At 66.4% G+C, this 23,204-nt stretch carries 22 protein-coding genes and 1 pseudogene; 13 read left to right on the top strand and 10 right to left on the bottom strand.

Features of this window, described 5'->3' with window-relative positions:
• Positions 1–219, top strand: a pseudogene (locus PV761_RS18770) (L-idonate 5-dehydrogenase); the annotation flags it as partial.
• Here the strand turns inward: PV761_RS18770 and PV761_RS18775 are convergent.
• From PV761_RS18775 to PV761_RS18785, 3 genes are all read right to left on the bottom strand, one after another.
• A complete protein-coding gene (locus PV761_RS18775; protein WP_028269816.1) occupies positions 216–599 on the bottom strand; it encodes an RNA-binding S4 domain-containing protein in 384 nt (127 codons plus the stop codon). The pseudogene PV761_RS18770 and the gene PV761_RS18775 overlap by 4 nt on opposite strands.
• Before the next feature lie 67 nt (positions 600–666).
• Positions 667–966, bottom strand: a complete 300-nt coding sequence (locus PV761_RS18780) for a DUF4193 domain-containing protein (RefSeq protein ID WP_028269817.1) — start codon at positions 964–966, stop codon at positions 667–669.
• Positions 967–1,057: 91 nt separating this feature from the next.
• The gene (locus PV761_RS18785; RefSeq protein WP_347899093.1) at positions 1,058–1,990 is read right to left on the bottom strand and encodes an AraC family transcriptional regulator; all 933 of its coding nucleotides are present in this window, start codon (positions 1,988–1,990) and stop codon (positions 1,058–1,060) included.
• 272 nt (positions 1,991–2,262) lie between these two features.
• Here PV761_RS18785 and PV761_RS18790 point away from each other — a divergent pair, with 272 nt between their 5' ends.
• From PV761_RS18790 to PV761_RS18815, 6 genes are read left to right on the top strand one after another with little or no spacing between them, the layout of a single operon-like run.
• Complete coding sequence (locus PV761_RS18790; protein WP_028269819.1) at positions 2,263–3,609, top strand: sugar ABC transporter substrate-binding protein; 1,347 nt, start codon at positions 2,263–2,265, stop codon at positions 3,607–3,609.
• A 26-nt stretch (positions 3,610–3,635) separates the two neighbouring features.
• Positions 3,636–4,604 carry a sugar ABC transporter permease gene (locus PV761_RS18795; protein WP_347899095.1) on the top strand — a complete coding sequence of 323 codons (969 nt, stop codon included), beginning with the start codon at positions 3,636–3,638 and terminating at the stop codon, positions 4,602–4,604.
• Positions 4,601–5,533, top strand: a complete 933-nt coding sequence (locus PV761_RS18800) for a carbohydrate ABC transporter permease (protein ID WP_028269821.1) — start codon at positions 4,601–4,603, stop codon at positions 5,531–5,533. The genes PV761_RS18795 and PV761_RS18800 overlap by 4 nt, the downstream gene beginning before the upstream one ends.
• 38 nt (positions 5,534–5,571) lie before the next feature.
• Positions 5,572–6,630, top strand: coding sequence for an NAD(P)-dependent alcohol dehydrogenase (locus PV761_RS18805; protein WP_043437700.1), 1,059 nt, complete (start codon positions 5,572–5,574; stop codon positions 6,628–6,630).
• A gap of 2 nt (positions 6,631–6,632) precedes the next feature.
• Positions 6,633–7,583 carry a carbohydrate kinase gene (locus PV761_RS18810; RefSeq protein ID WP_347899098.1) on the top strand — a complete coding sequence of 317 codons (951 nt, stop codon included), beginning with the start codon at positions 6,633–6,635 and terminating at the stop codon, positions 7,581–7,583.
• 3 nt (positions 7,584–7,586) lie between these two features.
• Positions 7,587–9,065 (top strand): mannitol dehydrogenase family protein, encoded by a 1,479-nt coding sequence (locus PV761_RS18815; protein WP_347899100.1) that lies wholly within the window; start codon positions 7,587–7,589, stop codon positions 9,063–9,065.
• A gap of 71 nt (positions 9,066–9,136) precedes the next feature.
• On the opposite strand, the gene PV761_RS18820 is transcribed toward PV761_RS18815, so the two are convergent.
• Both PV761_RS18820 and PV761_RS18825 read right to left on the bottom strand, forming a co-directional pair.
• Entirely contained in the window at positions 9,137–10,093 is a 957-nt protein-coding gene (locus PV761_RS18820; RefSeq protein WP_347899102.1) for a zinc-binding dehydrogenase, read from the bottom strand.
• A gap of 215 nt (positions 10,094–10,308) precedes the next feature.
• Positions 10,309–10,482 carry a CsbD family protein gene (locus tag PV761_RS18825; RefSeq protein WP_043437703.1) on the bottom strand — a complete coding sequence of 58 codons (174 nt, stop codon included), beginning with the start codon at positions 10,480–10,482 and terminating at the stop codon, positions 10,309–10,311.
• A gap of 196 nt (positions 10,483–10,678) precedes the next feature.
• Here PV761_RS18825 and PV761_RS18830 point away from each other — a divergent pair, with 196 nt between their 5' ends.
• A complete protein-coding gene (locus PV761_RS18830) occupies positions 10,679–11,257 on the top strand; it encodes an adenylate kinase (RefSeq protein WP_347899105.1) in 579 nt (192 codons plus the stop codon).
• Here the strand turns inward: PV761_RS18830 and PV761_RS18835 are convergent.
• Entirely contained in the window at positions 11,254–12,147 is an 894-nt protein-coding gene (locus tag PV761_RS18835) for an EamA family transporter (RefSeq protein WP_347899107.1), read from the bottom strand. The genes PV761_RS18830 and PV761_RS18835 overlap by 4 nt on opposite strands.
• A 69-nt stretch (positions 12,148–12,216) precedes the next feature.
• Between PV761_RS18835 and PV761_RS18840 the strand changes: the two genes are divergently transcribed.
• Together PV761_RS18840 and PV761_RS18845 are read left to right on the top strand one after the other, a co-directional pair.
• Entirely contained in the window at positions 12,217–13,905 is a 1,689-nt protein-coding gene (locus PV761_RS18840; protein WP_347899109.1) for an MFS transporter, read from the top strand.
• On the top strand, positions 13,902–14,705 hold the full coding sequence (locus tag PV761_RS18845) for a putative hydro-lyase (protein ID WP_347899111.1): 804 nt from the start codon (positions 13,902–13,904) through the stop codon (positions 14,703–14,705). Before PV761_RS18840 ends, PV761_RS18845 begins: the two co-directional genes overlap by 4 nt.
• Positions 14,706–14,923: 218 nt before the next feature.
• Here the strand turns inward: PV761_RS18845 and PV761_RS18850 are convergent, their stop codons facing one another.
• On the bottom strand, positions 14,924–15,496 hold the full coding sequence (locus PV761_RS18850) for an MOSC domain-containing protein (RefSeq protein ID WP_347899113.1): 573 nt from the start codon (positions 15,494–15,496) through the stop codon (positions 14,924–14,926).
• A 117-nt stretch (positions 15,497–15,613) separates the two neighbouring features.
• Here PV761_RS18850 and PV761_RS18855 point away from each other — a divergent pair, with 117 nt between their 5' ends.
• On the top strand, positions 15,614–16,537 hold the full coding sequence (locus tag PV761_RS18855) for an AEC family transporter (protein ID WP_347899115.1): 924 nt from the start codon (positions 15,614–15,616) through the stop codon (positions 16,535–16,537).
• A 70-nt stretch (positions 16,538–16,607) separates the two neighbouring features.
• On the opposite strand, the gene PV761_RS18860 is transcribed toward PV761_RS18855, so the two are convergent.
• The 3 genes from PV761_RS18860 to PV761_RS18870 all read right to left on the bottom strand — a co-directional run bounded on the left by PV761_RS18860 (position 16,608) and on the right by PV761_RS18870 (position 21,548).
• The gene (locus PV761_RS18860; RefSeq protein ID WP_347899117.1) at positions 16,608–17,909 is read right to left on the bottom strand and encodes an alkaline phosphatase family protein; all 1,302 of its coding nucleotides are present in this window, start codon (positions 17,907–17,909) and stop codon (positions 16,608–16,610) included.
• Entirely contained in the window at positions 17,906–19,549 is a 1,644-nt protein-coding gene (locus PV761_RS18865; RefSeq protein ID WP_347899119.1) for an alkaline phosphatase D family protein, read from the bottom strand. The genes PV761_RS18860 and PV761_RS18865 overlap by 4 nt, the downstream gene beginning before the upstream one ends.
• Positions 19,550–19,673: 124 nt before the next feature.
• Positions 19,674–21,548 (bottom strand): Na+/H+ antiporter, encoded by a 1,875-nt coding sequence (locus tag PV761_RS18870; protein ID WP_347899121.1) that lies wholly within the window; start codon positions 21,546–21,548, stop codon positions 19,674–19,676.
• A 184-nt stretch (positions 21,549–21,732) separates the two neighbouring features.
• On the opposite strand from PV761_RS18870, the gene PV761_RS18875 reads away from it, so the two are divergent.
• Together PV761_RS18875 and PV761_RS18880 are read left to right on the top strand one after the other, a co-directional pair.
• Entirely contained in the window at positions 21,733–22,776 is a 1,044-nt protein-coding gene (locus PV761_RS18875) for a metallophosphoesterase (protein ID WP_347899123.1), read from the top strand.
• A 39-nt stretch (positions 22,777–22,815) separates the two neighbouring features.
• Positions 22,816–23,175 carry a TfoX/Sxy family protein gene (locus PV761_RS18880; RefSeq protein WP_347899125.1) on the top strand — a complete coding sequence of 120 codons (360 nt, stop codon included), beginning with the start codon at positions 22,816–22,818 and terminating at the stop codon, positions 23,173–23,175.
• The last annotated feature ends 29 nt before the right edge of the window (positions 23,176–23,204 follow it).

A 23,204-nucleotide genomic window follows, 5' to 3' on the forward strand; every position in this document is an offset into this window, starting at 1 on the left:
ATCTCACTCGCCATCACCCGCGAACTGGAACTGAAGGGCTCCTTCCGCTTCAACGACGAGATCGACGACGTCATCACCGCCCTCGCCGACGGCACCCTGCTCATCGACCCGGTCATCACCCACGAATACCCGCTACAGGACGCCCTGGAAGCCTTCGAAATGGCCCGGAACTCCGCCGAATCCGGCAAGGTACTCCTGAGTTTCGGGGCCGCCGGCTAGGCAGGGCCGCGCAGGCGTTCCATTTCGCGGCGGTCCCTCTTGGTGGGCCGGCCGGTTCCGCGGTCGCGCTGCGGGAGACCGAGCGCGGGCGCTTCGGGCCGCGGCGGGGTGTGGTCGGTGAAGCAGTGCGCGGCCGCCTCGGCGCCCACCCGCTTGGCGATCAGCCGACGGACTTCGAGGATCCGTTCATATCCCGGCTGGCGGACCCGGACGGTGTCGCCCGGCACCAGGGACTGCGACGCCTTGGCCGGGTTTCCGTTCAGCCGGACGTGCCCGGCGCGGCAGGCTGCCGTGGCAGCTGAACGGGTCTTATAGGCGCGGATGGCCCACAGCCAGGCATCGAGGCGGACTGTGGCGGGGGCGGACGGAAGGCTGGTCATGGCTGCTGCCACTATAGCGGGCCACCCGGCCGTCAACCGTCGTTGGGGACCGGCCCAGGCCAGACGCCTAGCCTTCGCAGTCCTTGCAGTACTTCTTGCCGTCCTTCTCGCGGGCCAGCTGGCTGCGGTGGTGGACCAGGAAGCAGGACATGCAGGTGAACTCGTCCTTCTGGACGGGAATGATCTGCACGAGGAGTTCCTCGTGGGACAGGTCCGCCCCCGGCAGCTCGAAGGAGTCGGCCAGGTCGGACTCATCAACGTCGATTTGCGACGTCGATGCGGCAGAGCGTTCAGGCTTAAGTACGTCGGTCGTGGCGTTTGCCTCGTCCTCTGTGCTCACCCGAGGTGCGTCATAGTCGGTTGCCATGTGCCGGTCTCTCCTTGGAGAAGACGAAGACGGCGTCTGCTCACCGTCTGAAGGAAAAACATCTTAGCCATTCCAGCGGAAACTTGAAAGGTCAGTCGTGTAGCCGCTGGCGGTAGGCCCGCGGGGTTTCGCCGGCGTCGTTGAGGAAGTGCCGGTTGAAGTTGGACAGGTTCGAGAAACCCACCTCGTAGCAGATCTCGGAGATGGCCTTATCGCTGTGCTCGAGCAGGCGGCGGGCATGGGCGAGCCGAAGTTTGCGGACCAGGTCGCTGAAGTTCTGCCCGGTGGCGCGCTTGAAGTACTTCGAGAACGTCGGTTCCGGCATGCCAACCAGCGCCGCAGCCTCGGACATCTTGACGGTGCCGGCGTGGTTGCCGAAAACGTACTCCAGGACAATATCGACGACGGCGGCGGCCTGGCTGTCCAGCTGGGGCCGGAACCATTCGTCGGCGAGGTATCGCCGTTCATCCTGCGGGGCGCGGGCAAGGACCGCAAAGAGTTCCAGGAGGTGGCGGAGCCGCTCCAGGCCGGTGGTGGATCCCATCGCTTCGATGGCTGCGGCAGCGGTCTCCGCTGAGCGCCCCAGGAATTCTATGCCCCGTGCCGACTGGTCCAGCAGCGGCTTGACCTCGGCCATTTCGGGGACCAGAGCCGCCGTCTGCTCAACCCATTTGGCGTCGAACTGGATGACGGCGTCACGGTTCTCCAGCACTTGGCCGGGCTCCAGGTCGCTGACCCAGTCGTGCGGCAGCCCGGACCCGACAAGCGAGACCTGGCCGGCCTCGAAGGTGCCGATGTGGTCCCCGACGATGAACTTCCCGGTGCCCTTCCGGATGAGGTGGATCTCGTACTCGGGATGGTAGTTCCACCGTGCCACGGGGCTGGGGTAGTCGTGCTGGTGCCACCGGACCGAGTGGTTCGGGTCGGGCGGGATGACTTCCCTGTTGGCCCGCATCCCCAGCAGCCTTTCGGCCAGCCGGGCGGTCGCTCCCTCTGCTCCGTCGGTGAGGTCCGCAGCACTCATTGTGGTTCTCCACGTTCTGGGTTTATGAAAAATGGACGCATCGTGACTGCCTCTCCCCAGATTATCGCCTCCCGCAGGGGCACGTGCGGAAAATTAGTATCAGAAACTGGCAACCACGGCGCTAGTTGTGCCCTGTTCCACAGCCCTATCGTTGAGGAACAACAGCGGGGCACCCCCGGATTTCCCGGCCACCAGCCCCGTCCGGTCCGGTACATCGACATGGCAGTCGAGTGCGGAGACCGCGCACCCCTGAAGAACAAAGGAGTCCTTGAATGCGCTCAAAAATGCGTGCTGCGACCCTGGCCGCCGGCGCTTTGTGCGTCGCGCTGAGTGCCTCGGCCTGTGCAGGTGCCGGCGGAGGCAATTCCGCTGGCGACCCGAACAGCATCAATGTCCTGATGGTGAACAACCCTCAGATGGAGGACCTGCAGCGGCTCACCGCGGAGAACTTCACCAAGGAAACCGGCGTCAAGGTCAATTACACGATCCTGCCGGAGAACGACGTCCGGGCCAAGATCAGCCAGGAGTTCTCCAGCCAGGCCGGACAGTACGACGTCGCGTCGCTGTCCAACTACGAGATCCCGTTCTACTCCGCCAACGGCTGGCTCGCTCCCCTGGACAAAGTGGCCGCGGACCCGGCCTTCGAGCAGGGCGACATCCTGCCCGCCTACACGGCGTCCCTCACAGGCGAGGACGGCAAGCTCTACGGCGAACCGTTCTACGGCGAATCGTCCTTCCTGATGTACCGGAAAGACATCCTGGACGCCAAGGGCCTGACCATGCCGGAGAAGCCCACCTGGGATGAGGTGGCGGACATAGCGGCGAAGGTGGACGGGGCCGCTCCGGGAATGAAGGGGATCTGCCTGCGCGGCCAGCCCGGCTGGGGACAGGTCTTCGCGCCGCTGACCACCGTGGTGAACACGTTCGGCGGCACCTGGTTCGACAAGGACTGGAACGCCCAGGTCAACTCCCCGGAATTCACCGAGGCAGTCGAGTTCTATACCAAGCTGGTCCGCGAGCATGGTGAACTGGGCGCGGCCCAGGCCGGCTTCACCGAGTGCCTGAACAACATGAGCCAAAGCAAAGTGGCCATGTGGTACGACGCCACCTCCGCCGCCGGAGCCCTGGAAGCCGAAGCATCACCCGTGAAGGGCAAGATCGGCTATGCCCAGGCCCCGATCAAGGAAACCAAGTCCTCCGGCTGGCTGTGGACCTGGTCCTGGGCCATGCAGGCAGCCTCAAAGAAGCAGGATGCTGCCGGGAAGTTCATCGCCTGGGCCAGCTCCAAGGAATACGAGGAACTTGTCGCCGCCAAGCTCGGCTGGGCGAAGGTGCCCTCCGGCAAGCGCATCTCCACTTACGAGAACGCCGAATTCCAGAAGGCGGCGCCGTTCTTCAAAGCAGAGCGCTTCGCCATCGAGAACGCGGACCCGAAGAACCCCGGCGCGCAGGAACGCCCGGCCGTCGGCATCCAGTTTGTCGGCATTCCCGAGTTCGCCGCCCTCGGCACCAACGTGTCCCAGGGCGTCAGCTCCGCCATCGCCGGCCAGGGTTCCGTGGCTGATGCGCTGGCCAAGGGCCAGGAAGCCGCACAAAAAGTCGGCAATAAGTACAAGTAGCAACAACCCAACAGCAGGAGAATCCCATGACTACCGCAACGGCGCGTATCTCCCGATCGGGACGCAGCGCAGCCACCCCCTCCAAGAGTGCCAAATCACGTGAGCGTGCGCTGGCCTGGGCACGGCGCGCGCCGCTGCTGCCGGCCCTGATCTTCCTGATCGTCGTCACCCAGCTTCCGTTTGTGGTGACGCTGATCATCTCGTTCCTGAACTGGAACAGCCTCAGCCCGGACAAGACCGCCTTTGCCGGGTTGGAAAACTACGTCACGGTCCTCACGGATCCGGACCTGCGCCAGGCAATCTTCACCACCATCCTCCTGACCGTCTCCGTGGTCCTGGTAAGCCTGCTCGTCGGCCTGGGCCTGGCCCTGCTGCTGGATAAGAAGTTCATCGGACGCGGACTGGCGCGGACCCTGCTGATCGCCCCGTTCCTGGTGGTTCCCGTAGCCGCGGCGCTGATCTGGAAGCACGCCCTGCTCAACCCCACCTACGGGCTGATCAACGGCATCCTGACCTGGGTCTGGTCCTTGTTTGGCAGCGCAGCGGCGCCGCAGCTGGACCTCCTGTCCCAGGCACCCATGATGGCCGTCATCGTCTCGCTGGTCTGGCAGTGGACGCCGTTCATGATGCTCATCCTGCTGGCCGGCCTGCAGTCACGGCCCATGGACACCGTGGAAGCAGCGCAGATGGACGGCGCTACACCATGGGCCATCTTCCGGCACCTCACGCTGCCGCACCTGCGCCAGTACCTGGAGCTGGGCGGCCTGCTCGGGGCGATCTACATCGTGCAGAACTTCGACGCCGTGTTCACCCTCACCGCAGGCGGACTGGGCACTGCCAACCTTCCCTACGCGATCTACCAGACGTTCTACTTCGCCAACGAATACGGCCTGGCCTCCGCCGCCGGCGTCGTGGTGGTCATCGGCACCATCATCGTGGCCACATTCGCACTCCGCACCGTCTTTTCACTCTTCAAGAAGGAGGCAGCACGATGAGCACCCTCACCCCCGCCGCGCCACGCAATACGGGCTCTGCCCGGTCCGGATCAGCCACGGCGTTGAATGGCGGCCGCCCGCCGCGGCGCGGCAAGACCCGCATGGATCCCACCCGCAACAACACCGCGGCCGGGCTCGCGGCCTGGCTGCTCGCCCTGCTATTCGCCGCCCCGGTGGTGTGGATGATCCTGACGTCCTTCCACTCCGAAACCGATGCAGCAACGAACCCGCCGTCTATCGCCGCCAATCTCACCCTGGACGCCTACCGGGAATTTTTCGGGGAAACCTCCGGCGTCAGCCCGTGGCCTGCGCTAATCAATTCGGCCACCGCCTCGATCCTGTCCACGGTCCTCGTCCTGGTCCTGGCCATCCCTGCGGCATATGCCCTGTCCATCCGGCCGGTGAAGAAGTGGACCGACGTGATGTTCTTCTTCCTGTCCACGAAGATGATGCCCGTGGTGGCCGCGATTCTGCCGCTCTACTTGTTCGCCAGGACCGTCGGCGCCCTGGACAACATCTGGTTCCTGATCCTGATGTACACGTCCATGAACCTTCCCATCGCGGTCTGGATGATGCGGTCATTCCTCGCGGAAGTACCGGTCGAGATGCTCGAAGCCGCCCAGATCGACGGCGCCAACCTGCTGCTGACCCTCCGGAAGATCATCGCCCCCGTGGCCATGCCCGGCATCGCCGCGACCGCCCTGATCTGCTTCATCTTCAGCTGGAACGAACTGCTGCTGGCACGGGTCCTCACCGGCGTGGTGGCAGGCACCGCCCCGGTCTTCCTGACCGGCTTTGTCTCAGGCCAGGGACTCTTCCTCGCCAAAGTCTGCGCCGCCGCCGTCGTGATCTCCCTGCCGGTGCTCTTCGCCGGCTTTGCCGCCCAGGACAAACTCGTCCAGGGACTCTCGCTCGGCGCCGTCAAGTAACACCACCACCCCCTTTCGATTCCCACAGGAGTACTTCGATGACAACATCAACCACGCAGTCCACCGTGGCCCACCCGCAACTACCAACCACGATGCGCGCCGCCATCCTGAAGCGCCAGGGCGAGATGGCCATGGAAACCCTGCCCGTCCCGCAACTCGACGCCGACCAGGTCCTGGTCCAGGTCGCCGCCGTCGGCGTCTGCGGCAGCGACGTCCACTACTACGAGCACGGCCGGATCGGCGACTACGTGGTGGACCACCCGCTGATCCTGGGCCACGAACTCTCCGGCAGGATCGCCGCCGTCGGAAGCGCCGTGGACCCCGGGCGCATCGGCCGGCGGGTCGCCGTCGAACCCCAGCGCCCCTGCCGCAAATGCAAGCAGTGCAAAGCCGGCCGCTACAACCTCTGCCCGGACATCGAGTTCTACGCCACGCCGCCGATCGACGGTGCCTTCGCCGAATACGTGACCATCCAGAGCGACTTCGCCTACGACATCCCGGACAGCGTCAGCGACGAAGCAGCGGCCCTGATCGAACCGCTCTCGGTGGGGCTCTGGGCCTGCGAACGCGCCGGAATCAAGCCCGGCAGCCGGGTCCTGATCGCCGGCGCCGGTCCGATCGGCATCATCGCCGCCCAGGCCGCCCGTGCTTTCGGCGCCACCGAAATCTACATCAGCGACATCGCCGAAGACCGGCTGGCCTTCGCCCTGGAACACGGCGCAACCCACGCGCTGAACGCCAGGACGGACAGTGTGGAGGGGCTCGACGTCGACGCCTTCATCGACGCTTCCGGCGCACCGCAGGCGGTCCGTTCCGGCATCAAGGCGGTGGGACCGGCCGGGAAGGTGATTCTGGTCGGGCTGGGGGCGGACGACGTCGAACTCCCCGTCTCGTACATCCAAAACCGGGAGATCTGGCTCTCCGGAGTTTTCCGCTACACCAACACCTGGCCGCTGGCCATCCAGCTGATCGCCGACGGAAAAGTGGACCTGGACATCCTGGTCACCGGCAGGTTCGCCCTCGCCGACTCCGAGGACGCGCTCAAAGCCGGCAAGCAGCCCGGACAGCTCAAAGCCGTGGTCTACCCGGGCCGCTGAGCATGATCACCGTCATCGGCGAATCCCTTGTGGACATCATCAGCGACCCGCGCCGTCCGCAGGACGTCCGGGCACACCCAGGCGGCAGCCCCCTCAACGTGGCAGTGGGGGCTGCCCGCCTAGGCCTGGCAACGAACCTCGTGACGCACTACGCAGCTGACCGGTACGGGCTCATGATCGAAGGGCACCTGCTGGCCAACGGCGTCACAGTGGTCAGGGGCGGCAGCGCACCCACGTCAACCGCAACCGCAACGCTCAATCCAGACGGCGCCGCCACCTACGCGTTCGACATCGGCTGGGACATCAACGGGGCATCACTTCCGGCACTGGCCGCTGTGGAGGGTTCGGAGCACGTACATACGGGTTCAATCGCTGCCGTGCTGGCGCCGGGGGACCAGGCGACGCTTGCCCTCGTGAAGGCGGCCCGGCGGCACGCGACCATCAGCTACGACCCGAACTGCCGGCCCGGGATCAGCCCCGATGCGGCCGGGGCGCGCGCACAGGCTGAACTCTTTGTGGCCGCCAGCGACGTGGTCAAGGCCAGCGATGAGGACCTTACCTGGCTCTACCCGGACAGGACGCCGGAGGAATCGGCGGCAGCCTGGCTCGAGCTCGGACCGGCCATCGTGGCCCTCACCCGCGGCGCGGAGGGGCCGGTGGTCGTCAGCAGCGGAGCCCGGGTGGAAATGCCGGGGGAAGCCATCACTGTGGCGGACACCGTCGGGGCGGGGGACTCGTTCATGGCGGCCCTGATCTGCGGACTCGCGCAGCTGGACGCGCTAGGCGCCCCCGCACGCTCACGCCTGCGGAACATCACCACGGATGAACTCCGCGCCTTGGCCGGCTACGCGAACAGGGCCGCGGCCGTCACCTGTTCCCGGCCCGGCGCCAATCCGCCCACGTCAGCCGAACTGGGTTCCTTGACCGGCTCCCTCACTGCATCGGAAGGTTAGACAATGCCTGCACTCGAACCCAGCGTACTTTCCGGCCTGTCCGGTTCCCTGGCGGTGCCCTCGTACGACCGCTCCGGCCTGACAGCCGGGATCGTCCACTTCGGCGTGGGCGGTTTCCACCGCGCCCATCAGGCCATGTACCTGGACCGGTTGATGAACGCCGGCAAGGCGCATGACTGGGCCATCTGCGGCGTCGGGGTCCTGCCCGGCGATGCCCGCATGAAGCAGGCGATGGACAGCCAGGACTGCCTTTATACCCTGGTGGTGAAGAACCCGGACGGAACCCGGGAAGGGCGGGTTATCGGTTCGATCGTCGAGTACCTCTTCGCCCCCGAGGACCCCGAAGCCGTCATCGAAAAAATGGCCTCGGAAGCAATCCGGATCGTGTCCCTCACCGTCACCGAGGGCGGGTACAACTTCCACCACGTCACCGGCGAGTTCGACGCCGGCAACCCGGACGTGGTCCACGACCTCCAGCCCGGTGCCGCGCCGCGGACAACGTTCGGCCTGGTCACCGAAGCGCTGCGCCGCCGTCGTGAACGGGGCTTGGAACCTTTCACCGTGATGTCCTGCGACAACATCCAGGGCAACGGGGACGTGGCCCGCACAATGTTCACCGCGTTCGCCAACCTCAAGGACCCTGACCTCGGGGCCTGGGTGGAGCACAATGTTCCCTTCCCCAACAGTATGGTGGACCGCATCACCCCGGTGACCACCGACGCCGACCGCGAGGCCATCGCGGAGGAATTCGGCGTCGAGGATGCCTGGCCGGTGGTGTGCGAACCGTTCGAGCAATGGGTCCTCGAAGACCACTTCAGCCTCGGCCGGCCGCCCTTCGAGGACGCCGGCGTCCAGCTGGTGGAAGACGTGGAACCCTATGAACTGATGAAGCTGCGCCTGCTCAACGCCAGCCACCAGGGCATGTGCTACTTCGGCTACCTCGCCGGCTACCGCTACGCCCACGAGGTGGCCCAGGACGCCCTGTTCGGGCAGTTCCTGCTCGACTACATGGACAAGGAAGCCACGCCCACACTGCAGCCGGTGCCGGGCATCGACCTCGGATCCTATAAGCGGACCCTGATCGAGCGGTTCTCCAACGAACACGTCCGCGACACCCTGGCACGGCTGTGCGCCGAAAGCTCCGACCGGATCCCCAAATGGCTGGTTCCGGTCATCCGCATCAACCTCGCCCAAGGCGGCGGGATCGCCCGGTCCGCAGCGATCGTGGCCAGCTGGGCACGGTATGACGAAGGAACCGACGAGCAGGGAAACCCCATCGACGTCGTCGACCGGCTCAAGGAACCACTGATGGCAGCGGCCGCCCGGCAGCGCGAGGAACCGCTCGCCTTCATCGCCAACCGTGAGGTTTTCGGGGACCTGACCGACAACGCCGTCTTCGTGGCCGCCTACACCCAGGCGTTGAACGACCTCCACCGCGTTGGAGCCCGGGCGGCCCTGGAAGCCCTGGCTTCCCGTTCGTAGGTAAACGGAAGCTGACGACGCCGGGAGGTTCCGGCGTCGTCAGCTTCCGTTTTGCTTCGGTTCAGAGGAACTCAGCCCTCATACACTGCGATGAAGCGGCCAACAACGCCGCCCTTTCGCAGCTTGTCGATCGCGCCGGGGATGTCTGCCTGAGTGATCAGGTTCATTGGCGGGTTCAGCTGACCCGACTTCATGAGGGCGTAGAGGTTCTCGAGGTCCTCCTTGGTGCCCGACTTGGAGCCCTTGATCGAGAGCTGGTTGATGATCAGCGGGTAGGTGTTGATGGTCGCTTCGAGGCGGCCCATGCCCACCTGCACCAGCGTGCCGAACTCGGCGAGCGTCTCGAGCGCGGCGGCCGTAGTGCTGCCGAAACCGGCGTAGTCGACGATCAGGTCAAGGTTCTTATCCTTGAAAGCGTCGATCGAGTTGGCAACGCCGGCCAGGCCGATCTCGTCGGCGAGCTTCTGCGTCTCTGGGTTCACCTCGGCGCCATATACCTCAGCGCCCGCCAGCACGGCGACGCGGGCGCCGATGTAGCCGAGACCGCCGAGGCCGATGACACCGACCCTCATGCCGGCCTTGGCTCCGCCGACGGCCATGATCGCGTGGTACGCGGTAAGTCCCGCATCAGTTGCCATCGCGCCAAGCTCGAACGAAACCTCATCGGGCAGCCTCACCAGGTTGTCGTCCGTGGCGAGCAGCTTGGGGCCGAAGCCGCCGTCCCACTTGCCGTAACCGATGGCGTCGCCGTCGCTCATCACCGGGGAGAGGCCCACGCGGTCGCCGATCCTCCAGTGGTCCATGCCCTCGCCGACGTCGGTGATGACACCCGCGTTTTCGTGGCCCATGGTGCGGGGGAGCTCGGGGAACAGCGGCATCCAACCGGCGTCGTCGATGGCAGTAACGTCGGAGTGGCAGACGCCTGCGGCCTTGACGCTGACGACAACCTGGCCCGGACCGGCCTTGGGTTCCACGACCTCGTTGAGCTCGAGTGGGTTGTTGGTGCCGGTGAATTGCCAGGCCTTCATGGGGCATCTCCTTGGGGTGGTCCTCAAGTTCATGCATATGCATGAACTATCCTCACTGTACTCCCGTCTCGGCCGCCCATCTGCTGGATGTGATGGGACTATCACTTTGAAGTCCCGGGAGGGCTGCGTCGTCACCGGCGGGCTCGTGTAGGCCGGAAGCGAGGAAGGGTGCCGCCCGCGTCAATGCGGGCGGCACCCTTCCCCTGTTTGGCGGCCTAATCCTTGAAGGCGTCCTTGACCTTCTCGCCGGCCTGCTTCAGGTCCGCTTTGGACTGGTCCGCCTGGCCTTCGGCTTTCAGGCCCGGATCGTTGCTGGCCTCTCCGGCCGCTTCCTTGCCCTTGCCGCCCAGCTTCTCGGCAGCATTCTCGATCTTGTCTCCCAGACCCATGGTGGTACTCCCTCCGGTTTGGTTGCCGCCGGCCGTGCGCCGGTTGCTCGCAAATTCATCGTAAACCCGATCCCCGCCCGATAGTAAGTATGCTGACTGAATTTGTGGCGGCTTCGGCCATGCAGCCTGGTCGCAACCTTTGAAGTCCTAGCATGGGGACACACTCCCCACAGCGACACAACGAAGGGTTACGCGAATGACCAGACTGTTGATTATCGGCCCGCCCGGTTCCGGCAAAGGCACGCAGGCGGAGCGAATTTCGGACCGCCTTGGCGTCGTTGCGATCTCCACGGGCGACATCTTCCGGGCTCACGTCAGGGGCGGGACGCCGCTCGGCGTCGAGGCCAGGAAATACATTGACGGCGGCGATTTTGTGCCGGACAGCGTCACGAATGAGATGGTGCGCAGCCGGCTAAGCCAGGACGACGTCGGCACCGGCTTCCTGCTGGACGGTTACCCGCGGACTGCAGCGCAGATTGATTACCTGGACGGCGTCCTGGCCGCACGAGAGCTGACCCTCGACCTCGTTCTGCAACTGACCGCCGACGATGAGGAACTGGTAAAGCGGCTCCTGGGCCGCGCCCGGGAAACCGGCCGCAGCGATGACAACGAAGCGGTGATCCGCCACCGGCTGGACCTCTACCACGATCAGACCGAGGCGGTGGTGGCCGCGTATGCCAAACGCACCATCCTGACCCGGGTGGACGGCATCGGCGCGGTCGATGACGTCACCGAAAGGGTCATGGATGCCATCGACGACAAGGTGCCGGGCTAAATAGCCACGGGCGGAGTCCTGCGGCCCGCGAGCCAGATGGCCGCAGTGTTGGTGGCCACGATCACCGCCATGCCCAGCCATTCGTGGAGCACCAGGATCTGCCCCAGGACCACGGTTCCGGAGAGTGCGGCGAGGATGGGGTTGATGCTCATGAATACGCTGAAGAACCCGGCGGGCACGTGGCGGAGTGCGATGAGGTCGGCGGCGTAGGGAATGACCGAGCAAAGAAGTCCGGCAATGACGGCGAAAAGCAGCGCCGGGCCGGCGAGCATCCCTTGCATGAGGAGGTAGGCGGCCACCGGCAGGTAGAACACGAGGGAAACCACGGTGGCCGCAGCCGGGGCCTGCAGTCCGGGCAGCCGCTGGCCGGCGACGCGGTTCAGCACGATGTACCCCGCCCAGCACGCAGCCCCTGTCATGGCGACGGCTATGCCGGCGAAGTCGCTGGAGGGCCCCGGCATGACAAGGACGAAGACTCCCAGGCCTGCGCTCAGCCCGCACAGCAAATCCCGCCGCGTCCTCGATCCGAGGAGGGCAACCGCCAGTGGACCCAGGAATTCCAGGGTGACGGCAAGGCCCAGTCCGATCCGCTCGATGGCCACGTACAGGCAGATGTTCATCAGGGCGGTAGCCGCCCCCAGCAGCAGGACCGGCCACCACTGCCTCCACGTGAACCGATGGAAGGGAGGGCGGGCCACGGGAAGAAGCACGGCAGCGGCCACCAGCTGCCGCACCGCCACCACCCCCGCCGGTCCGATCATCGGAAAGGCGTGGGCGCCGATCCCCGCGCCGACCTGGTTGCTGACCCCGCTGCCCGTCATGGTCAGGACACCGCGAACCACTGACGACTCGCGGGCCGGCTCCGCGCCCTGCACTGAATAAGCGTCCATAACCCAAAGTGTCCGGGCAAACGCGTGCTCTGAAAAATGTGCCCCGCGATGGTTCTATACGATGACCGTATGAATGTAGAGCTGCGGTACCTCCGGGCACTGGTGGCCGTGGTGGACTCCCAGACGTTTACGGACGCCGCCATCGCGCTCGGGACATCCCAGGCCGCCATCTCGAGGTCCGTGGCGGCGCTGGAGCGGGCCCTTGGACTGCGCATCCTGCAGCGAACAACCCGGAACGTCACCCCGACGCCCGCCGGGGAACGGATCATCGAGCACGCACGGCGCGTCCTTGACGAGGTGGCGCTGCTGGAACGCGCAGCCCAGGACCAGGGCGGCGAACTAAGGGTCAGCTATGCGTGGTCCGCGCTGGGCCGCCGCACCGTTGCCCTGCAGCGAAAATGGGAAGAGCTCCACCCTGCGGTGCGCTTGATCTGGGTCCAGTCGAATGCCCCGACAGGCGGCCTGGCAAACGGTGGCGTCGACGCCGCCGTCGTCCGGCGCCCGCTTGTCCTCGGCCGGCCCGACTTCACGGCTGCTGCAACGCGAACGGCTGCCTACCTCGAACGGATCCACTGGACGGACGGCACCCTGCTGGCCTTCTCGACCTACGCGGTGGGCTACATTTCCCGGCCCGTCGGCGGCATCATCTTCGGGCGGCTGGGGGATGAGATCGGCCGCAAGAAGATCCTGGTCATCACGCTGATGCTCATCGGCGTCGCTACGTTCCTGATCGGCCTGCTGCCCACGTACGACAATATCGGCGTCATCGCCCCCGCCATCCTGGTCTTCCTCCGCTTCGCCCAGGGCGTCGGCGTCGGCGGCGAATGGGGTGGCGCAGTGCTGCTCTCCAGCGAATTCGGTGACCCCAACCGCCGCGGATTCTGGGCATCTGCCGCGCAGATCGGCCCGCCCGCCGGCAACCTGATGGCCAACGGTGCGCTCGCCGTCCTGACCCTGACCTTGTCAGAGCAAGCCTTCCTCGACTACGGCTGGAGGATCGCGTTCCTTATCTCGGCGCTGCTGGTGGCCTTCGGGCTCTGGATCCGGCTCAAGCTCGAGGACACCCCCATCTTCAAGGCCATGGAAGCCAGGGGAGACAAGCCCAAGGCTCCGATCCGCGAAGTCCTGACCACCCAGCGCCGGCCCCTCATCGCAGCCATGCTCAGCCGGATCGGCCCGGATGTCACCTACGCTCTGTGCACGGTTTTCACCCTCACCTACGGCATCCAGGAGCTTGGCTTCGACCGCGGCCAGGTACTTGTGGCTGTACTCATCGGGTCCGCCCTCCAGCTCTTCACCATGCCGCTTGCCGGGGCCATCTCGGACCGCATCAACCGCCGGCTGGTCTACGGCATCGCAGCAGTGGCCGCCGCCGTGTGGGCGTACCTGTTCTTCATCGTCCTCGAAGGACGGTCCCCGGTCATGCTGATCGTGGGAACGGTCCTGGGCCTGCTCTGCCACTCGTTCATGTACGGTCCGCAGGCGGCCTTCGTGGTTGAGCAGTTCTCGCCGCGGCTCCGCTCCACCGGCAGTTCGCTGGCCTACACCTTCGCCGGAATCATCGGCGGCGCCATTGCACCGTTCATGTTCACCCTGTTGCTGAGCACTTTCCACAGCTGGGTCCCGGTTGCCATGTACCTCAGCGTCGCGTGCCTGCTGACCCTGGTGGGCCTGGCCCTGGGTCGGGACTCCAATGTTGCCGAGGACGAGGAATACCTGCAGGCCTCGGACGAACCCGCCGAGGCGGTGGCCCGGTGAGCAACGCCACCGCCCTCATGTCACCCTCTGCCGCGCGCCTGAAGTTCCGCAACGGCCTGGTCACCCCCACCTCCGGATGGAGCGACGGCTACACCCAGGCCAACCTGATTGCGGTGGCGGCCGACTACGCCGACGAATTCATTGAGTTCTGTCGGCTCAATCCCAAGGCCTGCCCCGTCATAGACATCATCCCGGCGGGACATTACGAAAGCGTCCTCGCTGCAGGATCGGACATCCGCACTGACATCCCCTCCTACCGCGTGTGGGTGGACGGCGAACTTGCCGACCAAGTCACTGACGTAACGCCGGTGTGGCGTGAGGACATGGTGGGCGTCCTCATCGGCTGCAGCTTCACCTTCGAGGCCGCGCTTGCCGGTGAAGGCATCCCGCTGCGGCACACGGAAACCGGCCGGAACGTGCCCATGTACCGCACGAACATTGAGTGCACTCCGGCAGGACGGATTCACGGTCCGATGGTGGTGTCCATGCGCCCGATGCTGCCCGGGCTGGTCGAAACCGCCATCAGGGTGACATCGGAAGTGCCGAAGGTCCACGGCGGCCCGGTGCACGTCGGGTCCCCGGAAGACCTGGGCATCGCCGACATCAACCGCCCCGACTTCGGGGACGCAGTGGAGATCCGGCCAGGCGAAGTCCCGGTTTTCTGGGCCTGCGGTGTGACACCGCAGAGCGCGGTTATGGCGTCCAGGCCCTCCTTTGCCATCAGCCACACGCCCGGGCACATGTTCATCACCGATGTCCCGGAAAGCAACTACCGGGAACCGGCAGGAGTGTCGTCATGAAGAAGCGACTTCTGGTTGCCGAGGCACGGGCCCGAAGGATCAACAACCTTGCTGCGCCGCGGCGTCAGGGCACTGGCGCAGGCCAACCGGCCGGCAAAGCTGGAACCGGCGGGGCCGTGCCGGCCGCTCCGGAGCATCACAGACTCTAAGGACAGCAAGCGGCACGCGGACGACGACGGGACCTCCCGCCGTCGTCCGCTTCCGTTGTGCCTGCCGCGCTACGGCAGCCGTGACGGCCGGAGCAGAGTGGGCGTGCCTGCGCGGTCGGGGTCGAGCGGAACGGGGCTGACCAGCACCGCCGGGCCGCGGTGCAGGATGCCGCCCGAGAGCACCTGGCAGCGGACCCCGCCCCGCCCGCGCATCGCCTTGTGGGCGCCCGGGGCGAGCACCTGGTCCATCCAGGCGCAGGGGTGGGCGGGCCGCCCGGCCTTCAACCGGACAACGTCCCCGCGTGATTCCAGCACAAATTCTCCGCCCAGCAACGGTGCCAGGTCTGCACCCCTGAGGACCACATTGCGCCGCGTCAGCAGCGGGTCAAAGGGGCCGGCCCCCAGCTCTGCGGCCATGGCTTCGAGCGCCTCGACGGCGAAGAGTGTGACGGCGGCATCCATATGGGCGGCCTTCCCGAAGAACCGGTCGCCCACAATGCCTTTGCCCGCCACCAGTTCAACCCGCTCGGCATCGGTGGTGGGGACGTCGGCTGCACCCTCGCGGGCGCGGCCGAAGTAGGCGTGCGCCGGAGACACCAGCAGATGCAGGACCTCCACGTCATACCTGTAGCTTGCCGTCATGCCTCAAGGTTACGCCGCAGAATCTGCCTGATCCGGCGGCCCCTATAGGCTTGACCCGTTCCCAGTCAGCCTGCGTCATCAGCCGGCCCTCCAGCAGAAAAGATTGAGGAAAACGGTTTGGACGGAGTCCTCAAGGGTTTCTTTGTGGTCAGCGTGGTGCTGCTCATCGGCTACATCCTCGGCAGGACCAAGGCACTGGGCCCGCAGGGGAGCAAGGTGCTGTCCACCCTGACCTTCATGGTGGGGCTGCCCTGCCTGATGTTCTCCGCCATTGCGTCCCGGCACATTTCCGACGTCCTGAGCAGCACGGGCCTGATCTCCGTGGCGACAGCAGTCGCCGTCATGCTCGTGTTCACCGTTGCGGGGGCGATTGGCCGCTGGGGTGTCCGGCGCACCACCATCGGCGCGCTGTCCGTGGGCATCGTCAATTCCACCAACCTGGGTGTTCCGTTGTCGCTCTACATCCTCGGCAGCGCCACCTACGTCACGCCCATCATGCTGTTCCAGCTGGCCATCCTGACGCCCATTGCCCTGACCATCCTGGACCTTACGGATCCGGCGGGAAAGCATGTTTCCATCTGGCGCATCCTGTCCATTCCGTTCCGCAATCCGGTAACGGTGGCAGCCATCCTTGGCGTGCTGGTCAGCGCCGCGGGGATTGAAGTGCCCAGCCTGGTCCTGGATCCACTGGCACTGGTGGCACAGCTCGCGGTCCCGCTGATGCTGATCATTTTTGGCATGTCGCTCCACGGACTCTCTGTCCGGCCGGGGCCCGGCGACCGTGTGCCGACCACTATCGCCGTGGTCCTCAAATCCGCCGTTCAACCGCTCCTCGCCTGGGCCTTGGCCGCGTTCGTCTTCCACCTCGACGCGTTCAGCACCTTCGTGGTCACGGCCTGCGCGATCCTTCCCACCGGGCAGAATGTGGTGCTTTACTCGGTCCGCTACGGCGCGGGCCAGGGCATCGCGCAGTCAACGGCCGTGTTCACCACGGTTCTGGCGGTCCCGCTCCTCCTGGGAGCGGCCTGGCTGTTCGGCTGACCGCACCACCCGGAAAATGCCCGACGGCGGCACTCACCGGAGTGCCGCCGTCGTCGTCCGCTTACGTAGGTCAGAGCCTCAGGGCGCTGGACCGCGAGGTTCCGTCGTACCCGCCATCCGGTGCCGTGAGTCCGTAAATGTCGCCGATGGTCGGTGCGGCATCAACAGTCCTCGCGGGCTCCGAAGACACCGACCCCGGAACCACCAGTGGGCTGCCGCCGGAGATAAAGAACGGAATGGGCTCGGTGGCGGGATGCCCGTGGTTGCCCGGGATGGGGTTGGAAGCCACGTACGGGTCGGAGAAACGCCAGCCTGCGCGGCAGTAGGCCACGAGGTCGCCGGCCTCGGCCCCGAGGCGCAAATCTGCGGGCCGGTTCACGGCCAGGACGCCCTCATGCGCCGCGACCAGCTGCTCGACGGCGGCCAGGCCTGAGGCGCGATCGGCTTCGGCGCCGGTCCAGTAGAGCAGGTCCGCCCCGCCGTTCTGGGCGATTTTGACGTTGGATTGCAGCTCCGGGCGCGACTGCAGGATCAGGTCGATGGAAATGACATTGCTGGGGAGGGACCAATCCATCGAGTGGTCCGCCAAGACCATCACCACGCTGGAATCCCACTTTCCGGTGCCCTTGAGGTGGTCGATGAATCGCCCCACCTGCACGTCTGTGTCGGCGAGGGCTGCCTCACGCGCCGCCCGCAGCGTGGTGCCCGTGAGATCGGAGTGCCCCACGCGGTCAATGTCGCCGAGGTTGGTGAAGACGAAGTCCGGGTCCGGTCCGCCCACCATCGCGAGCAGCGCGTCCATCGTGGCGGCGTCGGGCGCGTGGCCGGTGACCGGCAGCAGCGGCTGGGGTTCCCAGCGGTAGCTGGCCCGGGTGCCGAAGATACCGTAAAGGTACTTCTTGCTCAGTACCGAGCCGGTGGTCAGCCCTCGCCCCTGCAGCCGGTCGAGGAGGGTGGGGAAGTGCAGGTCCGTGGGCCGGTCGAGGTCGCGGACCACGCCCCCGGCCCGGTCGAAAATCGCGTTGGCCGGAACGCCCGAGCGGTCAGGGCGGACCCCGGTCATCATCATCACGTGGTTGGGAATGGTCTCCATAACCGGGAGGGACCGTGCCGCCGGGAAATTCGTTCCGGCCGCCCGCAGGCCAGCCAGCCTCGGGGTGAGGGCGGACGTGATCTCGTCCGGGCGGCAGCCGTCCACCACGAGCACGTAGCTCCGGGTCCGTCCCGCCGCCGCTGCTGCCCACGCCGCTCCTTGCGCGGAGGAAAGGACGACGGCGGCACCTCCGGTAGCGGCGAACTTCAGGAACTGCCGGCGTCCCGGCGTCGACCGTCTGTTGACGGCGGGCGTACGCTGCTGCGGTGAACGGCTCACTGGAGTCCTCCCTGGACCGGCGTGACCTTGCCGGTGCCGGCCTGAACGTTGAACGATGTGGACAAAGCGGATCCGGAACTGGCTGAGGTGCGTTCGGCAAGGACGTACCAGTCCATCCGGACTCCGGCGGCCGTCACGTCCAGGACGGAGTAGCCGTGCGAATCGAAATCGAGGTATTTCACGTGCGGATTCGCCGCCTTGATGGCGTTCTCGACGGCGACCGACCCGGTCCTGGGCGGAACGTTCAGGATGTCATCGAGGTTGTCGCTCGTGACGGACGTGCAGACCAGTTCCGCGGCCACGGAATCGCCGGTGGCCGGGTAGCTGGCCGGATCGGCGGGGATGTCGCAGGCCCAGCCGGAGTGGATGTCGCCGGTGAGGAAAACGGTGTCCTTGACGGCGTTGTCCCGCAGGTGGCGGACCACACGGTTCCGGTCGGCCTCGTAGCCGTCCCACTGGTCCACGTTGTAAGGCACGCCGCTGATGCTCGTTCCGCCCATCAGCTTCTGGACGCCGGCCAGTTCGGCAGTGCTCAGGGTCGAGGGCACCCGGACGGGGGCAATCATGACCGGGTTGCCCACGAGTTTCCATTGCGGGCCCGTGGACTTGAGGTTGCCCAGCAGCCAGTCCATCTGGGCGGCGCCGGTGATCGTCCGGGCGGTGCTGCTGATCGAGGGGTCCATGCCGTTGGCCGCCTGCTGGTCCCGGTAGGAACGGAGGTCAAGCATGGACAGGCTGGCCAGCGAGCCGAAGTCCAGCCGACGGTACATCTGGCCGCCCGGTTCGTAGCGCACCGGCATCCACTCGGCGTACGCCTGGTGCGCGGCGGCAAACCGACCGCTCCACGCACCTTCGGCGCCCTCGGTGTGGTTCTCGGCGCCGCCCTTCCAGGCGTCGTTGGCCGACTCATGGTCGTCCCAGGTCACGATGAACGGGGCGGCGGCATGCAGGGCTTGAAGGTCGGCATCGGTTTTGTACTGGGCGTGACGGCGGCGGTAATGGGCAAGTTGGGTCATCTCATGTGCGGGGTCGTGGGGACGGACCACGACGTCGCGGGCCTGGTATTCGCCCGGCCCGTATTCGTAAAGGTAGTCGCCGAGGTGGAGCACCGCGTCGAGGTCCCCGCGGGCTGCGAGGTGGCGGTAGGAGGAGAAGTAGCCGGCCTGCCAGTTGGCGCAGGACACGACGCCGAACTTCAGCCGGTCCACCGGGGCGCCTGCCGCCGGTGCCGTGCGGGTGCGGCCAACCGGTGAGATCTCCTGTCCGAGAATGAACCGGTACCAGTAGCTCGCTCCGGGGGCGAGCCGGGCCGCAATGACCTTGACGGTGTGGTCGCGGCCCGGGCCGGTGGCGGCAGTACCCCGCGCCACCACTTTCGTAAATGCGGGATCGGCGGATACTTCCCATCGGACGGAAACGTCCGGGCCGGCACCACTGCCGGGTAGTGATTCGGGGGTGGGCGTCACGCGGGTCCACAGCAGCACACCGTCCGGCATGGGGTCTCCTGAGGCAACCCCGTGGCCAAAGGCGCCGTTTTGGGAAGCTGAAAACGCTCCAGCGGGAGTGCCGGTGGCCATGGTTCCGGCCACGGCAGCGACCCCCGCTGAACGCAGAACTTGACGACGAGTAAAGGTAGTCATGCCTTCCAGTATTCCTCCCCGCCAGTAGCGGATTGGGCTTTCCGGACGCCTGTTTCCCCGCTGTTCGCCGAGTGTTTACTCCGTGGCTAGGGGCGCAGCGCGGCCACCACTAGTTGATTCCGGATCACCCCAGCAGGTCGTCCTTGTAGCACCAGCGCCAGTCCTCGCCCGGCTCGATGCTCCGCATGACGGGATGCCCGGTCGCCTCGAAATGCCTGGACGCGTGCGTCCCCGGGGAGGAATCGCAGCACCCCACGTTGCCGCAGGCCAGGCACATCCTGAGGTGCACCGTCGTCGTGCCTTCCCGGATGCAGTCCGCACACGAGGCGCCGGCGGGCACGGCGGGGGAGCGGGCGGACTCGAGGTGACCGCACACCCCGCCGGGCCGGGCGATGCCTTCCCCGCCGCCCTCACCGGAAGTGTCCAGCTCGTTCAGTGAAAGGTCCAGCATCGATTCCTCAACGTCCAGCCGGTCCAGGACTTCGCTGAGGACCTCGTGGGCATACTCGCCGCCCCGCCGCAGCTCCAGCACCTTGGCGCGTTCAGCCTCCAGCATGGCAAGCCGCAGCTGGGCGTAGCGCTGGCTGGGGGTCGCGGCTTCCGACGTCGGCCGGCCAAGCCGCTCCCAGGCCGCCAGCCCGCGCTCCTGGGTCCGCCGCTTCAGCATGGCCACCACCTCCGGCGGGTCATTGTCCGTGCGCAATTCCTGCAGGCGGGCCACTCCGGCGGAGGTGGCAAGCTGCATCAAGGAGGCCTGGTTGAGGGCGTCCTCGCGCTGGTCCGGACCCTGCACGCGGAGCAGCCGGACCAGCGCGGGCAAGGTGAAACCCTGCAGCGTCAAGGTTCCGCCCACCACCACCATCGCTGCCAGTATCAGCACGGTCCGGTGCTCCAGATCCGCGGGCAGTACCAGCACCGCGGCCAGCGTCACCACCCCGCGCATCCCGGCCCAGGACACGATCGCGGCGAACTGCCAGGGCGGCGCGGGGTCCTTCCGCCGGACGGACGGAATGAGCCGGGGCAGGTACGTTGCCGGAAACACCCACACGGGCCGGAGCACCAGCACCGCCAGCAGGATCACGGCGCAGCCGGCCCAGATCCGGCCCGCACCCAGTGAGTCGTCCTGGACCCCGTTGATGATGGTCCGGACCTGCAGCCCGATCAGCAGGAATACGGAGTTTTCCAGCAGGAACTGCACCGTGTTCCAGTTGCTGCGCTGGCTCAGCCGTGCGGCGCCGTTGGGCATGGACGGCGCCTTGGTCCCCATCACGAGCCCGGTGACGACGACGGCGAGCACCCCGGAGGCGTGGATCGCCTCGGCCGGAAGGTAGGCGACAAACGGGGCCACGAGTGACGTCGAGGTGTTGATCGCGACGTTCCGGATCCGTTTACGGAGCACGGTCAGCACGTAGGCGGCGGCCAGACCCACCACCAGGCCGCCACCGGCAGCGAGCAGGAATCCGCCCGCGATCCCGGCGGCGGACACGGACCCGGAGATGGCCGCGATGGCAGCACGGAGGCAGACCAGGGCCGTGGCGTCGTTGACCAGGGATTCACCCTCGAGGATGGTGACAATCCGGCGCGGCATGCCCACCTTCCGCGCGATGGCGGTCGCGGCCACCGCATCCGGCGGCGCCACCACGGCGCCGAGCGCGATCGCGGCGGCCAGCGGGATCTCAGGGAACAGCCACCACACCACGAAGCCCACCGCGAGCGTTCCGAAGATGACGTAGCCCACGGAGAGCAGTCCGATGGCGCGGCGGTTGGAGCCGAAATCAAAGAGGGACGTCCGCAGCGCGGCGGCGTACAGCAGCGGCGGCAACAGCCCCACGAGAACCAGTTCCGGGTTCAGTTCAATCTGCGGGACGAAGGGGAGGAACGAACCCGCGACACCGGCCAGCACCAGCAGCAGCGGCACCGAGACGTTGAGCTTCCGGCCCAGGGCGCTCCCGGCACAGACCACCGCCACGAGAACCAGCAGTCCGAGGGCGACCTCCATGGGGCCATTCTCTCAGGCGGCATCAAGGGGCCGGCAGTGTCCTGCCGCGACACCCACTGTTCATGGACCCGATACCGTGCGGTTCTCGCGCGTTAGTCCGCCACGGGCACGCTTTTTAGGCACCCTCGCTCACGGCCGGACCGCCCGGGCGGGATCCCGTTGAGACGCACCAAGGAGAACCTCCGTGCTCGTGAAAAGCGCTGCCACCGCCCTCGTGGCCCTCATGTCCCTGACCGGGTTTGCCGGCCCGTCCGCTGCCGCCAACGCCGGTGAAGACGATGCACGGCAGCAGGCGTTCAGCTTCGGCGTCATCGGCGATATTCCCTACGGCGATGCCGAAATTGCCAAATTCCCCGCCCGCATCCAGGACATCAACGCCGACAGCAGCCTGGACTTCGTCGCCCACGTGGGCGACATCAAAAACGGGTCCTCCGTCTGTTCGGATGAGTACTTCGAACACATCCGCGCCGAATTCGACACCTTCGAACACCCGCTGGTCTACACGCCCGGTGACAACGAATGGGTGGACTGCCACCGCGGAAACAACGGCGCCTACAACCCGCTGGAACGGCTGGACAAGCTTCGGGAAGTCTTCTTCAACGAACCCGGCAAGACCCTCGGGGAGACGATGTCCCTGAAGACTCAGGAGGACCTCGGACTGCCAGAAAACGTCCGTTTCACGAAGAACCGCGTGGCATTCTCCGTGGTCAACGTCCAGGGCAGCAACAACTCCCTCCTGCCCTGGACCGGCATCGGCGAAACCGCGGTCACGGCCGAGCAGCAGGCGGAAGTGGACCACCGCACGCAGGCCGTCCTGGAACAGCTGCGGGACACGTTCCGGGACGCAACCCGCCGCCACGACCGTGCAGTAGTGCTCATGACCCAGGCGGATATGTTCGATCCGTCGCTGCTCGCCGCTGCCACGGCGCATCCGGAATCGGTGTCGGGCTTCCGTGAAATCGTCCGGACGGTCACCGAGGAAACCAACCGCTTCGACGGTCCGGTGTACCTCATCAACGGCGACAGCCACGTCTACGCGGAAAACCGGCCGCTGGCCGAAGGCTCGCCGTGGCTGACGGTCTACGGCCAAGGAGCGGCGGATGATCTGCAGCGCATCACCGTGGACGGCTCAGCCAACGCCACCAACTACGTGAGGTTCACGGTGGCGCCCAACAACGCCGCCGGCTCCGCCGTCCTGTCCTGGGAAAAGGTCCCCTTCAAGGAGTAGCCGGGTGATAATGAAGGCCCCGGACCGGAAGGCGCCCTCATGCAAATGGAAAAGGCAACGGAAACTGACAAAGAGCAGTTCAGATCGTTGCTGGCAGGGCTGCCGGGCATTGACATCAAGCCGATGTTCGGGAACCTGGGCGGCTTCGTCAACGGGAACATGTTCGCGGGGCTCTTCGGTTCCACCCTGGGCCTGAAGCTCGCGGATGCGGACCGCGACGAGCTGGTGAACAACCGCGAGACCCTGCCCTTCGGCCCCGCCGAACGGCCCATGGGCGGCTACGTCGGGCTCCCGGTGCAGGGCCCGGCGGAAGAGCTTGAGCCGTGGGTTGCCCGGGCGCTCGCCCACGTCGCTACCCTGCCGCCCAAGGCACCCAAGACTGCCAAACCGAAAAAGTGATGAACGACGACGGCGGGACGTTCCGGACC

Origin of the sequence: Arthrobacter sp. CC3, assembly GCF_039907775.1 — a bacterium.
Lineage (GTDB): Bacteria > Actinomycetota > Actinomycetes > Actinomycetales > Micrococcaceae > Arthrobacter.